Origin of the sequence: Paenibacillus sp. BIC5C1, from assembly GCF_032399705.1 — a bacterium.
Classification (GTDB): Bacteria; Bacillota; Bacilli; order Paenibacillales; family Paenibacillaceae; genus Paenibacillus; species Paenibacillus taichungensis_A.
This window is the reverse complement of record NZ_CP135922.1, coordinates 5788923-5801881: the sequence shown is the minus strand read 5'-3', so window position 1 is coordinate 5801881 and position 12959 is coordinate 5788923. Positions and strand designations below refer to the sequence as shown.

Below are 12959 nucleotides of genomic sequence, written 5' to 3'. Positions count from 1 at the left end.
AGGTTATGTTGATTAAAATCTATAATTCATTAAATCATTAATTCAATGAATCAATGACACCTGTATACACAGAGGGGGAAGCTATATGAACAGGTCTATCTCATGGATGAAATATATGGCATTGGCGGCAGTATTGGTGCTGGTATTATCCGGTTGCGGAGCGGCAGGTAACTCGAACAGTGCAGTTCAGGCTTCCGGTGGGGAGCAGTCGGCTGGGCAAACAGAAGGTGGGAATCTGACCTACGCACTCGCCACATCGCCGGATACGCTGGACCCGCATCGAAGTGGCCTTGCCGTAACCGTACGTGCGATTCGAACGATCTATGACAATCTGGTGGTACAGCTGCCGGATGGTTCCATTAAACCTTGGCTCGCCAAGGAGTGGAGTGTATCAGAGGATGGCAAAAGTTATACATTCAAGCTGCGTGAAGATGTGAAGTTCCATGACGGTACACCATTTAACGCGGAAGCCGTGAAGTTCAATCTGGATCGGGTGATCGATCCGGCCACCAAAGCCGCCAATTCCCTTGCCCTGATTAGACCGTATAGCTCCTCGGAGGTCATTGATGAATACACCATCAAGGTGAATCTGGAACAGCCTTCGCAAGCTTTTCTTGGAAATTTGAGTCAGGCCCTGCTGGGAATCGTATCACCTGCAGCCGCCAAAAAGTATGGAGATCAATTGGGTAAAAACCCTGTGGGAACCGGTCCGTATACCTTCGTGAAATGGGATGAGAATGCGGATATCGTTGTCGCCAAAAACAAGGATTACAGCTGGGCTCCCGCAACCGTTGAAAACGAAGGCGCCCCTCATATTGATACGATTACGTTCAAAATTGTACCGGAAGAAGCAACACGCATCGGCAGTGTACAGAGTAAGCAGGTACTCGCCGCCGAGACCGTTCCGCCGCAAAATATTGCTGCCCTGAAGAACGATCCGAACCAGCAATTGCTGCAGGCCAATACCGTTGGTTTGCCGTATACCCTCTTCTTCAATCTGCGCAAAGCGCCTTGGGATGATGTGAAAGTCAGACAGGCGGTGCAATCCGCAGTTGATGTGGAATCCATCGTGAAGACACTGTATCTGGGCAACTACGAACGAGCTTGGTCTGCTCTGTCTCCGGGAATCCTCGGTTATAATGCTTCCTTGGAAGGAAGTATCAATCCGGATATCAACAAGGCCAATCAGCTGCTTGATGAGCAAGGTTGGATCAAGGGAGCAGATGGCATTCGTGTAAAAGATGGCAAGAAGCTGACCCTGCATTATGTGGACGGTTCGCCGAACCGGGAGAAGCGTAACGACATTGCAGCGATTATTCAGCAGCAGCTCAAGCAGGTGGGTATCGCTGTCGAGGTTGAAATTACGAAGGACGTTGCAACTGTCATCTATCAGAACTGGGATTATGATCTCTATGGCAACAGCCAGGTCAATTCTGATCCGAATGCTCTCTATGCCTTCTATCATACGAGTGCAGAAGGTGAACGTCCGACCTTATCCGGTTTATCTGATCCGAAGATCGATAAACTGCTCGAACAGGGAGCGGTGGAGACTGATCCGGATAAACGTGTGGATATCTATAATCAGATTCAGCAATATCTGATCGAGCAGGCTGTCATTCTACCGATCTATGTGTTCCCTTATACGGTGGCTGCATCCAAGTCGGTGCAGGGTATCAAGTTTGATTCACTCGGCTATCCGTTGTTCAATGATGTTCGGATTCAGCCATAAAACGTACCGCCAAGTATGCAGACAGGAAGGAGACGACCCGGTATGGTTCAAACGATACTGACAAGACTTGCTACATCGCTTCTGGTTATTTTGGGAGCTTCGGTGTTGGTGTACTGCATCATGTATCTGCTGCCGGGTGATCCGGTCCTGCTTATGCTGGACCCGTCATCGGCAACACCCGAGATGATTCAGAACTTGCGGGTTCAGCTCGGTCTGGATCAGCCGTTTTACATCCAGTTTGCCAACTATTTCGGAGACATGCTGCGTGGGGATTTCGGCAAATCCATGATTAATTCCGACCCGGTGCTGCCCAAAATATTGGAACATTTCCCTGCCACACTGGCGCTGACCGCGCTCAGCTCAATCATAGCGATAACCATTGGCATTACACTCGGCGTACTGTCTGCCATTCATCGTAATGGCGTAATTGATTTTATCGCCCGGCTCGTTGGATTGTTTGGTATCTCTATGCCAACCTTCTGGACCGGCATCCTGCTGATCCTGCTGTTCTCGGTCCAGCTCGGCTGGTTTCCGGCGATGGGCTCGGACGGATTCAGTTCATTGGTGCTTCCTGCTGCAACACTGGGCCTCGTCGGTGCGGGTTTCATCGTACGTATGGTGCGCAACAGCATGCTGGAAGTGGTGAACGAACCTTTTATCGTGGCATTACGAGCAAAAGGTCTTTCACAACGGACCATCATGTACGGTCATGCGCTGCGTAATGCACTGATTCCTGCGGTGACGGTCATCGGCATGTTGATTGGTGATTTGCTTGCTGGAACCGTCATGGTGGAGACAGTCTTCTCCAGACAAGGCATCGGCAGAATCATCGCGGATGCATTGATGGCCAAAGACCTGCCTGTTGTGCAGGGCGTAGTCTTTTTCACAGCAATGATCTATGTCGTGTTGAATTTACTGGTGGATATCTCTTATGCGTACATTGATCCCAGAGTTAGGCGTGCAGTCCGAACATGAGAACGGATGGAACCGTCTGAAACATCTGAACGCGTCGTGAGGAAGGAGGAGTCTTATGAGCATGAAACCATTGGTGGGTGACAAAAAAGGTTGGGCCGCCAGAACAGGGCGTTTACGCCTGTGGAGTCGCCGTCCCCTGCGTCACCGCGTCTCATTCGCGGTATCCCGTTTATTCTTTTATGCAGCTTTGCTGGTCGTGGTGTTTACCGTCACTTGTGCAATCGTGCCGGGATGGATTGCTCCCTATGATCCAACTCAGATGATGACGGATGCCATCCTGCAGGCTCCCACTGCTGCGCACCTGTTTGGGACCGATTATTTTGGCAGGGATATTTTCAGTGTGGTTGTGCATGGCAGCAGAGACTCATTGCTGATTGGATTTGCTTCGGTGCTGGTGGGTGGTCTTGTGGGCAGTGCTCTTGGCATTATTGCCGGCTATGCAGGAGGTATTCTGGATACAATCACCATGCGGGCCGTCGATATTCTGATGGCTGTTCCAGGCGTGTTGCTGGCATTATCCGTCGCGGCAGCGTTGGGGCCTGGACTGCTTAACATTGCACTGGCTGTTGCGGTATCTTCCATTCCGGGATATGCACGGGTGATGCGTGGGCAGGTCATGTCTGTTAAAGGTTTGCCTTTTATTACAGCTACACGTTCACTTGGGGGCTCGAATGCCCGTATTTTCTGGAAGCATGTACTGCCTCATTCAGTGTCACCATTGCTGGTTATGGCGACGCTTGGCGTAGGTACCTCCATTCTGACAGGCTCGGGTCTCAGCTTTCTCGGACTTGGCGTGTTGAAGGAAATTCCGGACTGGGGAGCGTTGCTCTCGCAAGGGAGAGGTTATCTGACGGTTGCCTGGTGGATCTGTACCTTCCCGGGACTCGCAATTACCATGTTTGTATTGGCGGTTAATCTGATTGGAGACGATATTCGCGATCGGTTGGACCCCAAAGTAAATGGAGCGGCTTGACCGCTATTCCAAGGAGGAATCATGATGTCACATGTCGTTATTATTGCCGGATCGCCTTCCAAACGTTCGCGTCTAACAGGCCTTACGGATTACAGCAGTAATAAATTAAAAGAGGCAGGCATTACCGTTGAGGTGATTCATGTCGTCGACCTGCCAGCGGAAGATCTGGTGCAGGCCAGGTTCGATAGCTCATTCATTCGGGATGCGCTCGCAGTTGTTGAAGCCGCGGATGCAGTCATCGTGGCAACACCGGTATACAAAGCATCATACTCTGGCGTGCTGAAGCTGTTCCTGGATCTGATTCCACAGGAAGGACTGCGGGGCAAGCTGGCTCTTCCATTAGTCATCGGCGGCTCGATTGCCCATCTGCTCGCCATTGATTATGCATTGAAGCCTGTGCTGGCAGCACTTGGAGGCAGAAATATTCTCGGCGGAGTATACGCAGTTGATCAGGGAATTGATCGGCTCGATGACGGTAAATTTGTACTTTCGGCAGATATCACTACACGATTGGATCGTTCCCTGGAAGAATTGATATTGACTCTGGAAAAGAATGGGATTACGATATCATAAAACCAAGTAAATTAATTGGATAAATGGATATAGATAACGTCTGCGGACGTGGATTCGGGGGGCGCTTATGAATATTGAGAACATTGAAGCATTTGTATACATCAATCATTACGGAAGCTTCAATAAGGCTGCCGAGGTACTCTTTTTGTCCCAACCTTCTGTCACCGCTCGTATTCAGTCCCTTGAACGTGAACTCGGCTGCAAATTGTTTGACCGTCTTGGCAAACAGATTGTGCTCACGGAAGAGGGGAGAAAGTTCCTTCCCTACGCCCAGCAGGTACTGCAAGTAATTCAGAAGGGCAGACAGAAGATACAGCAACGCCGTACGACGCCCGATGCACTCCGACTCGGCAGTACGGTATCCGTATCCAACTATGTCATTCCCGACTTTCTGCCCAAAATCAAGGAAGCTTACCCTGAGGTGAACATCAAACTGACTACAGCGACGACGGACCAACTCGTCGCCAAGCTGCTGGGTCAGGAAATCGATCTTGCTTTTGTGCGGAAGGTCATGCATCCTGCAATCCGTACGGTTGCTTTTTATGAAGATCCAATTCAGCTATACGTGTACAAAGGCCATCCATTTATTGAACGCGGGCATGTCAGCATGGAGGCGATCAGGAATGAGCAGCTGGTCTTTTTTGAATGTGGTTCACTGGACTGGCTGCGCATTCACCGGGCCTTTGACTCGCTGGAACACCCGCCGGATATTACATATCACGTTGATAATTCGGAAACGGCGAAGAAGCTGGTGAAGCAAGGAGCAGGTATTGCGTTTCTCCCAGGTCTGACCGTGCAAAAGGAAGTGCAAGATCAGGAACTGTTCCCCATTCAGGTACATGAAGTTGCAGGTGTATCGTTGCAGATCAGCGTCGTTACGTTAAAAGAAGAACATTCGCCTTTTGCAGAGCCTTTCGGGGAACTGCTGCGGCAGCTATAGAGAGAGTCATTAAGGAAGCAAGGAAGGATTCATTCAGTCAGGTTCGGCAAGATCGAAGGAGGAGAATATGATGGGTATTCGTGTTGGCATATTGGATCAAACCCCGATCTATGAAGGGGAGACGCCGATTGATGCTTTTCGGCATACGATTGAATTGGTGCAGCGGGCTGAACAGCTTGGATTTCATCGTTTCTGGGTATCGGAACATCATGACTCAGGTCATGTTGCCGGCTCCTCACCCGAGGTACTCATTTCCCACTTGCTGGCGCATACGGAGCGGATTCGTCTCGGTTCTGGCGGGGTGATGCTGCAACATTATAGTCCCTACAAAGTGGCCGAGAATTTCAATGTGCTCTCTGCACTTGGTCCAGGTAGAATCGATCTGGGGATTGGACGTGCTCCAGGGGGATTGCCCCGATCCACACAGGCACTACAGCAAGGTATTCAGGAGGCCGCTTCACTGAAGGAGAAAATCAATCAGGTGAAGCAGTTCATCCATAATGAACCGCATGAAGATGAAACACATCCTTTGGCCGGTTTGAGCGCTGCACCGGTATCCGAAATCCCGGCTGAGCTCTACGTGCTTGGGGCAAGTATCGATAGCGCAGGCATGGCAGCAGAACTGGGACTGCCTTATGTATTTTCATTGTTTATTAATAGCAACACGGAGGTTGCTCTGGAGGCTTTGCGTATTTACCGGGAACAGTTTGACCGTTCACATGGACGGGAGCCATATGCCATCCTCGCCATATCATTGATTGTGGCGGAGAGTGCGGAAGAAGCCGAAGGACTGGCAAGTGAACATATGCTGGTCAAGATCCATCTGGAGAATGGCAAGGTATTGACGGTTGGTTCCGTTGAGCAGGCGGAAGAATTCGGACGGCAGTCAAACGAGAAGTATCGAATTGAAATTCTGGAGCCGAGTGTGACGAGAGGTACGAAGGAAACGGTTGGTTCGGCTGTGGCGAAGTTCCAGCAGGATTTTGCCGTGGATGAACTGATAGTTACTACAGCCACACGTGATTTTGCCAAGCGCATTCGTTCATTTGAATTATTGCGGGAGGCGCTGGATGAACAGGGATTGGGTGAATTTGCGAATGAGTCGACACCTGCGCAAGCGGTGATCGGTTAGGCATATACATGATATAGAGCATATCTGTTGAAGTGAAATGACCCGTGTATTATATTAACCCATCTAACATGGCACATACGATGATAAAAGGAGGCAATATCGTGAGCAGTGATCTGAAACAACCTGAGCAACAGGCAGAGCAAGAAGAACAGAGCCGCAAGCATGAACTTTGCGTTGGGCAGGATGAAGAATTCGCAGAGCACTTAACCGCGATTCGGCGACATTTGCATCGTAACCCCGAGCTATCCGGAGAGGAACGGGAAACGACAGAAGCTATTCGAGGCTGGCTGGTGGATGAAGGGGTACGGATTGCAGAAGAATATTCACTGCGAACGGGCCTTATCGCTGAAATTGGGCTGGGTGATGGCCCGGTAGTGGCATTACGCGCAGATATTGATGCGCTGCCGATCCAGGAAGAAACGAAGCTGGAGTATGCCTCGCAAATCGCTGGCCGGATGCATGCTTGCGGTCATGATGCACACACCGCCATTCTGATCGGTGCTGCACGATTGTTGAAACAGCGTGAATCCCGGCTGCCGGGCAAGGTTCGTTTGATTTTCCAGCCTTCGGAGGAGAAGGCGACGGGAGCACGGCAGGTTATTCAGAGCGGAGCGTTGTCCGAAGTTCAGTCTATTTTTGGTTTGCATAACAAACCGGATCTGCAGGTCGGTACGGTAGGTATCCGTGAAGGAGCGCTGCTCGCAGCGGCAGATGGTTTTGTGGTTAAAGTGGAGGGTGTCGGAACCCATGCGGCAGTGCCGGAAGCGGGCATTGACCCAATTGTGGTTGCATCTCATATCGTGACTGCATTACAGGCCATCGTGAGTCGTAATGTAGGAGCACAGGAGAGCGCCGTAATCAGTGTGACCAAAATTAACAGCGGCACCGCTTGGAACGTCATTCCCGAAGAAGCCATTTTGGACGGTACCGTGCGTACCTTTGACGAGAAGGTACGTGCCCGGATTCGTGAGCGTTTCAACCAGGTGGTTGCTGGAGTAGCAGCAGCCTACGGGACACGGGCTACCGTGCGGTGGATTCAGGGACCACCTGCCGTGGTCAATGATGCGTCATTGGCTGCTGTCGCGGAGCAGGTCGCGAGTGAGATGGGGTTGAACAGTATCCGACCGATACCTTCCCCGGCTGGCGAAGATTTTTCCTTTTACCAAAAGGAGGTACCGGGTCTGTTTCTCTTCCTCGGAACGTCAGGGCCGCACGAATGGCATCATCCTGCATTCGATGTGGACGAACGGGCGCTGCCGCTTGGGGCACATCTTCTGGCAGCGCTGGCTGAACAGTCACTGCAAAAGTTGCAGTCCAACGGCGAATAACCGATAACAGTGACGTGGATACGTGGATAATTAATAAGATAATATGCTAATAAAATTGCGAATGAACGCATAAAACGGTGACCTCAATCAGGTGGCCGTTTTTTGCTGTTTCCGTTCAGGCTCAGATTCTGGAACTGCTTCGTTCTCTTCAGCATGAAATGAACATGACTATCTCTTTGCTGCACATGATCTTCAGGCCGTGGCGAATCTGTGTGATCGGGTACTTTTTCTGTATCGGGGAAGATCGTAGAAGAGCTTGAGCGGAATTGCCTCTCGGATACAACCAATGAATATGCAAAAGCATTGCTGGCATCCGTTATGCCTTTTAATCGTCGCTGATGTATCTCTAAACTGAAAACGTTGAGCTAAATAGGGGTGACGCAAATGCGTCAACTCTGTTTCTGTTTGTACATAAAAGGACAGTCGTAACGCTCCTTTTATGATATGGAAATATTTGTTGACGCTCCCAAGTGGGATATGCTATATTTTTCTCGATCGTTAATCGTAATTATTACTATTAAAGTTATAGCTAAGTTAGCTCAACTTAATTTCATATCAAGAATAGGAGTAGCGGCTGCGATGAAACAGGAGATTGATTTTATCAAGTTTAATCCCACGCAAAATATGACGGTTCTGGTGAAGACGAATCATCCAGCTGAGACATATTCACACATCGCTGGCCAAATTATGTCCTATGACAACGTATACGCTGAACAAGTGGGGTTTATTGGCGGATCGGATAAACCGGAGGCGGCTGCCCATTTGGAAATGGCCGGTGGAGAGTTCTGCGGGAATGCTTGCATGGCCTTGGCTGCGTATATCGCGTCCGAGAACGAGTTGAAATCCACCGATTTCACAGAAATCATCTTGGAAGTTTCCGGGACAGATCGATTAATCAGGTGTCAGGTGAAGAAGCAGCAGCAGAATGAATATTTTTGCCAAGTCACGATGCCGGTCCCTCAGCAGATTGAACAGCGAACGATCAAGTACGAGGGAACAGACATGGATATGGTGATCGTGCGGTATCGGGAGTTCATCCATATCGTCGTCGAAGTGGAAGCGTTTGATGAAACGATTAGAAAGAGGGCACAAGCGCTAGCGCAATTATTAGGCTTAACCTTGGGAGATAAGCTGATTGGCATTTTATTATACAACTCCCAATCGGAGGAGCTGGCACCGCTCATATTTGTCCCACAGCTAGATAGTCTGATCTGGGAAAGGGGGTGCGGTTCAGGTACAGCCTCGGTGGGAGCCTATCTGGCATGGAGCAGGCAAAAGGAAATCGTTCAGCATATCAAGCAGCCTGGTGGTGCGATTAAAGTGATGGCTGAGTGGAATGGAGCAGAACTTGAACGAATTACGATCGAAGGATCGGTTGGAATCGTGGCCCAGGGCAAGGCATTTATAGATGCATGACCATGACGAGTTAGAGGAGGAAAAGGAATGGAGACATTGATTGATTTTCAAACATGCTTGAGTGAATTTTCCGGGAAATTTGATGAGCTGGCAGGCAGATATGATCATACGGTTCAGCACAGCTCAGAGCTGGAGGCTTTAATTAATGACTATTCCGCGTTTATAACAGACAAGCAAAATGAACGAATTTGGGAACAGCTTGATCAAGAGGAATCAGGCAGCTTGCACCAGCTTGTCCTTGATCTGCGAGACAAATCTGCACGGTGTGTGGCGGTCATGGAGAAATATCGCGCATTGAAGCTGCAAGACGGAGATGTGGAAATCGCGGATTATTTCAGAAATATAGAAGAATGTATTGAAAAAGAGTTTGGCAGCTTTCATGTCACCTCGGGCTCCAAAGTTCTGCTGGTAGGCTCCGGGTCATTTCCCATGACACCTTTGTTTATTGCCAAGCGAACAGGGGCAGAGGTGGTTGGCATCGATATTGATGCAGAAGCTATTACACTCGGGCAGCAGGTTGTGGAGAAGCTGGGTGCGGGCTTGAACATCCATTTGGAGCAAACATTGGTGCAGGACCTTGCTTTTACGAGGAAAGCAACACATATCATTTTCAGTTCCACGGTTGCCAATAAATATGATCTGCTCGATCAATTGCACGCATTGACGAATGATCATGTGGTGGTGGCGATGAGGTACGGTAACCAGTTAAAGTCATTGTTTAACTATCCACTGAGAGAAACCGACAGCAGCAAGTGGAAAATGGTCGACAATATTCTGCGTCCGGATGATGTGTTCGATATTGCATTATACCAAAAAGCATAGCTCACTTGAGCTTGGGAAAGAGAGGTACATATGAGCGGATTTCAACGAGTGCTGTTGCTTGGAACAGGCCCTGCATCCATTCAGCTGGCAGTATCGCTCAAAAAGCAATTCAATTGCACCGTAGGCATAGCGGGAAGAGAATCGGTGCGCTCAGAATTTTTTTATGAAGCAGTTCGGCAAAGTAACGGATTCATTGGAGCAAGCATTCAAAATGAAAAGCATCGACCGTTGGCAGGTGAATGCTTCGTCGATCAAGTGTTTAAGGGATACGAGACCATTGAAGGCGAATGGGATACGCTCATCTTCGCTGTGACAACGGATGCTTATGTCGATGTATTGAAGCAAATGAAGAATAACTTCATCAAACAAGTAAAATACATTATTTTGGTTTCTCCAACCTTTGGCTCCAACCTGCTGGTAAGCCATTATATGAGGCAGCTGCATGCGGATACGGAAGTGGTCAGCTTCTCTACTTATTTGGGGGATACCCGATGGATGACTGACCAACCGTCCAACCATGTCATTACAACAGGTGTCAAGAAAAAGGTCTATATCGGTTCTACTTCAACTCCTTCTGAGTATGTGGACAGACTGTACAGGATGTTCGAGCAATTGGGCATTGCGCTGGAAGTTATGTCTTCTCCAATCGAGGCGGAAACGAGAAATATCTCTTTATATGTACACCCGCCACTGTTCATGAATGACTTTTCATTGGATGCCATCTTCGGAGCGTCAGACATACGGAAATATGTATATAAAATCTACCCCGAAGGGCCTGTAACCCAATATTTGATTCGGGACATGCGGACACAGTGGAACGAGATTATGACAATTACGGATAGGCTCCGAGTCCAGGGTGTCAATCTGCTTCAATTCATGACGGATGATAATTATCCGGTCCGATTAGAGAGTTTGTCACGTCAGGATATCGAGAACTTTAATCAGTTGCAGGACCTTCATCAAGAGTACCTATTATACATACGATACACCTCGTTATTAATTGATCCCTTTTCGGAGCCTAACCCGGAGGGCAAATATTTTGATTTTTCGGCCGTTCCCTTCAGGAAGGTGTTTGTCAATCAGGACGGAGCGTTGGACATTCCCAGAATGCCCAAGGAGGATTATTACCGCATCAAAATCATTCAGGGCATTGCGCGACATTTGCAGGTTAGCTGCCCAACCATTGATAGGTTTATTGCCGCCTATGAGGCGAAGATTCAAGAGGTGTCCCGCACTCACCCGAATCAGAGTCTATCCGATGCTTTTGTCGTTCAAACCTTTCATGAAGACATTCGGATGATCTGCACAGGGCTGGCGAATAGCAAGGTTTAATTATATCTCACTCTGGAAGATAACTGCGTGCGGAGGGTTGTTCTAATCGCGCAGTAGTCTAGTGTAAAGTCATTGGTTTACTTGTTTGTATCTTTTTAATTAACAGGAGGAAATGTTGTGAAAAAGGGTAGTGCTGTTAGTTTAATGTTGCTGTTATTGTCTGTCATTACCATGCTCGCAGGATGTGGGCAAGATGGGGGGACAACAACGGAGTCAGCGAATAGCGAGGTCAAGTCTGAACTCATCTATGCATCCGCGAAGGATATTAATGATATGAATCCTCATTTATACACCGGTTCCATGCCCGCACAAGGGATGGTTTACGAATCCTTGGTTGAAAACACGGTCGATGGAATTAAGCCATTACTGGCAGAATCCTGGGATATTGCCGAAGACGGGAAAACGTATACGTTCCATTTGCGACAGGATGTGAAATTCCATGATGGTGAGCCGTTTAACGCCGAGGCGGTCAAACAAAATATCGACGCGGTTCAGGCGAATGCCGAAAAACATGCCTGGATTAAGCTGTCCACCAAAATCGTAAGTACAAAAGTCATGGATGAATACACATTTGAACTGGTGCTTTCCGATCCCTATTATCCAGCTCTGGTGGAGCTGTCCATGACCAGACCGTATGTATTTATATCCCCCAAGGATTTTACGAATGGTGGCACAAAGGACGGGGTAAGCGGCTATCACGGCACAGGGCCGTATAAGCTGACAGGTCATAAAATCGATGAGAATGCGACATTTGAAGCCAATGAAGCATACTGGGGCGGCGCACCCGAAATCAAAAAAATCACGTCCAAGGTTCTGCCGGCAGGGGAAACGACATTACTGGCATTACAGAAGGGTGAGATCAACTTTATATTCACCGATGATCGGGGAGCTGACAGCATTGATGTTGAAGCCATGAATCAATTGGCTGACTCGGGTGATTTTCAAGTGGTCCGAAGTGAAGCCATGAATACAAACATGATCGTCGCCAATAGCAGCAAAGTGGATAACCCTGTCCACGAAACGGCTGTTCGTGAAGCGATATGGGTTGCCATTGATCGGGAAACGATCAGCAATGACATTTTTAACGGAACTCAGACCGCAGCAGACACCTTATTCTCGTCGAACGTTAACTATGCCCATGTTGAATTGAAGATGCGGGAGTATAATCCCGAAACTGCAAAGGAGCTTTTGGAAAAGGCAGGTTGGACATTAACGAGTAGTAAGTCAGTAAGAACGAAGAATGGTCAGTCATTAGCTCTGACACTATATTATGACAGCAATTCATCTTCGCAAAAAACACAGGCGGAATTGATCCAGCACTCCTTAAAAGGATTGGGCATTCAGCTGGAGATTGTCGGTGAGGAATCCAGTTCGATCGCGAACAGAAGGGCAACCGGGGAATATGATCTGCTATTTAATCAAACCTGGGGACTGGCGTACGATCCACAGAGCACCATCTCTGCGTTTACTTCGGATTCCGCCTATAAACATACAACAAGCGGCATAGCCCAGGCGGATGAACTATATAAGAAAATTGATGAAGTCATGGTGTCCACAGACGAGAAATCCCGTCAATCCTTGTACGCCGACATTATGAAAATGGTCCATGATGAAGCAGTGTTTATTCCGATCACCAATGGGCGGGTTACTGTCGTGGCTCCCCAAAATCTGGACGGAATCTCATTTAAACAGACTCAATATGAATTGCCATTTGAGCAAATGAAATTTAAATAGAGCGG

11 protein-coding genes are annotated in these 12959 nt (G+C 48.6%); all 11 read left to right on the top strand.

Annotation, left to right across the window (positions count from 1 at the left end):
- The first annotated feature begins 85 nt into the window (after nucleotides 1-85).
- The 11 genes from RS891_RS26000 to cntA all read left to right on the top strand — a co-directional run bounded on the left by RS891_RS26000 (nucleotide 86) and on the right by cntA (nucleotide 12954).
- The gene (locus RS891_RS26000) at nucleotides 86-1729 is read left to right on the top strand and encodes an ABC transporter substrate-binding protein (protein ID WP_315793594.1); all 1644 of its coding nucleotides are present in this window, start codon (nucleotides 86-88) and stop codon (nucleotides 1727-1729) included.
- A gap of 42 nt (nucleotides 1730-1771) precedes the next feature.
- The gene (locus RS891_RS25995) at nucleotides 1772-2704 is read left to right on the top strand and encodes an ABC transporter permease (RefSeq protein WP_315793593.1); all 933 of its coding nucleotides are present in this window, start codon (nucleotides 1772-1774) and stop codon (nucleotides 2702-2704) included.
- A 55-nt stretch (nucleotides 2705-2759) separates the two neighbouring features.
- The gene (locus tag RS891_RS25990) at nucleotides 2760-3677 is read left to right on the top strand and encodes an ABC transporter permease (protein WP_315793592.1); all 918 of its coding nucleotides are present in this window, start codon (nucleotides 2760-2762) and stop codon (nucleotides 3675-3677) included.
- A 24-nt stretch (nucleotides 3678-3701) separates the two neighbouring features.
- Complete coding sequence (gene ssuE, locus RS891_RS25985) at nucleotides 3702-4250, top strand: NADPH-dependent FMN reductase (RefSeq protein WP_315796445.1); 549 nt, start codon at nucleotides 3702-3704, stop codon at nucleotides 4248-4250.
- A gap of 67 nt (nucleotides 4251-4317) precedes the next feature.
- Nucleotides 4318-5190 carry a LysR family transcriptional regulator gene (locus tag RS891_RS25980; RefSeq protein ID WP_063566647.1) on the top strand — a complete coding sequence of 291 codons (873 nt, stop codon included), beginning with the start codon at nucleotides 4318-4320 and terminating at the stop codon, nucleotides 5188-5190.
- A 70-nt stretch (nucleotides 5191-5260) separates the two neighbouring features.
- Nucleotides 5261-6322, top strand: coding sequence for an LLM class flavin-dependent oxidoreductase (locus RS891_RS25975; RefSeq protein ID WP_315796443.1), 1062 nt, complete (start codon nucleotides 5261-5263; stop codon nucleotides 6320-6322).
- 101 nt (nucleotides 6323-6423) lie between these two features.
- Nucleotides 6424-7650: an amidohydrolase gene (locus RS891_RS25970; protein WP_397386866.1), complete on the top strand. Its 1227-nt coding sequence runs from the start codon at nucleotides 6424-6426 to the stop codon at nucleotides 7648-7650.
- A 579-nt stretch (nucleotides 7651-8229) separates the two neighbouring features.
- Nucleotides 8230-9066 carry a histidine racemase CntK family protein gene (locus RS891_RS25965; RefSeq protein ID WP_315793591.1) on the top strand — a complete coding sequence of 279 codons (837 nt, stop codon included), beginning with the start codon at nucleotides 8230-8232 and terminating at the stop codon, nucleotides 9064-9066.
- Between the two features lie 27 nt (nucleotides 9067-9093).
- Nucleotides 9094-9888, top strand: coding sequence for a nicotianamine synthase family protein (locus RS891_RS25960; protein WP_315793590.1), 795 nt, complete (start codon nucleotides 9094-9096; stop codon nucleotides 9886-9888).
- 30 nt (nucleotides 9889-9918) lie between these two features.
- Nucleotides 9919-11220 (top strand): opine metallophore biosynthesis dehydrogenase, encoded by a 1302-nt coding sequence (locus RS891_RS25955; RefSeq protein ID WP_315793589.1) that lies wholly within the window; start codon nucleotides 9919-9921, stop codon nucleotides 11218-11220.
- A 144-nt stretch (nucleotides 11221-11364) separates the two neighbouring features.
- Nucleotides 11365-12954 (top strand): staphylopine-dependent metal ABC transporter substrate-binding lipoprotein, encoded by a 1590-nt coding sequence (gene cntA / locus RS891_RS25950; protein WP_397386971.1) that lies wholly within the window; start codon nucleotides 11365-11367, stop codon nucleotides 12952-12954.
- Nucleotides 12955-12959: the final 5 nt, after the last annotated feature.

Bases quoted from the DNA above. Each gene is read 5' to 3' on its own strand.
- RS891_RS26000 (WP_315793594.1), top strand. From the start codon at position 86: ATGAACAGGTCTATCTCATGGATGAAATATATGGCATTGGCGGCAGTA.
- RS891_RS25995 (WP_315793593.1), top strand. From the start codon at position 1,772: ATGGTTCAAACGATACTGACAAGACTTGCTACATCGCTTCTGGTTATT.
- RS891_RS25990 (WP_315793592.1), top strand. From the start codon at position 2,760: ATGAGCATGAAACCATTGGTGGGTGACAAAAAAGGTTGGGCCGCCAGA.
- ssuE (WP_315796445.1), top strand. From the start codon at position 3,702: ATGTCACATGTCGTTATTATTGCCGGATCGCCTTCCAAACGTTCGCGT.
- RS891_RS25980 (WP_063566647.1), top strand. From the start codon at position 4,318: ATGAATATTGAGAACATTGAAGCATTTGTATACATCAATCATTACGGA.
- RS891_RS25975 (WP_315796443.1), top strand. From the start codon at position 5,261: ATGGGTATTCGTGTTGGCATATTGGATCAAACCCCGATCTATGAAGGG.
- RS891_RS25965 (WP_315793591.1), top strand. From the start codon at position 8,230: ATGAAACAGGAGATTGATTTTATCAAGTTTAATCCCACGCAAAATATG.
- RS891_RS25960 (WP_315793590.1), top strand. From the start codon at position 9,094: ATGGAGACATTGATTGATTTTCAAACATGCTTGAGTGAATTTTCCGGG.
- RS891_RS25955 (WP_315793589.1), top strand. From the start codon at position 9,919: ATGAGCGGATTTCAACGAGTGCTGTTGCTTGGAACAGGCCCTGCATCC.
- cntA (WP_397386971.1), top strand. From the start codon at position 11,365: ATGTTGCTGTTATTGTCTGTCATTACCATGCTCGCAGGATGTGGGCAA.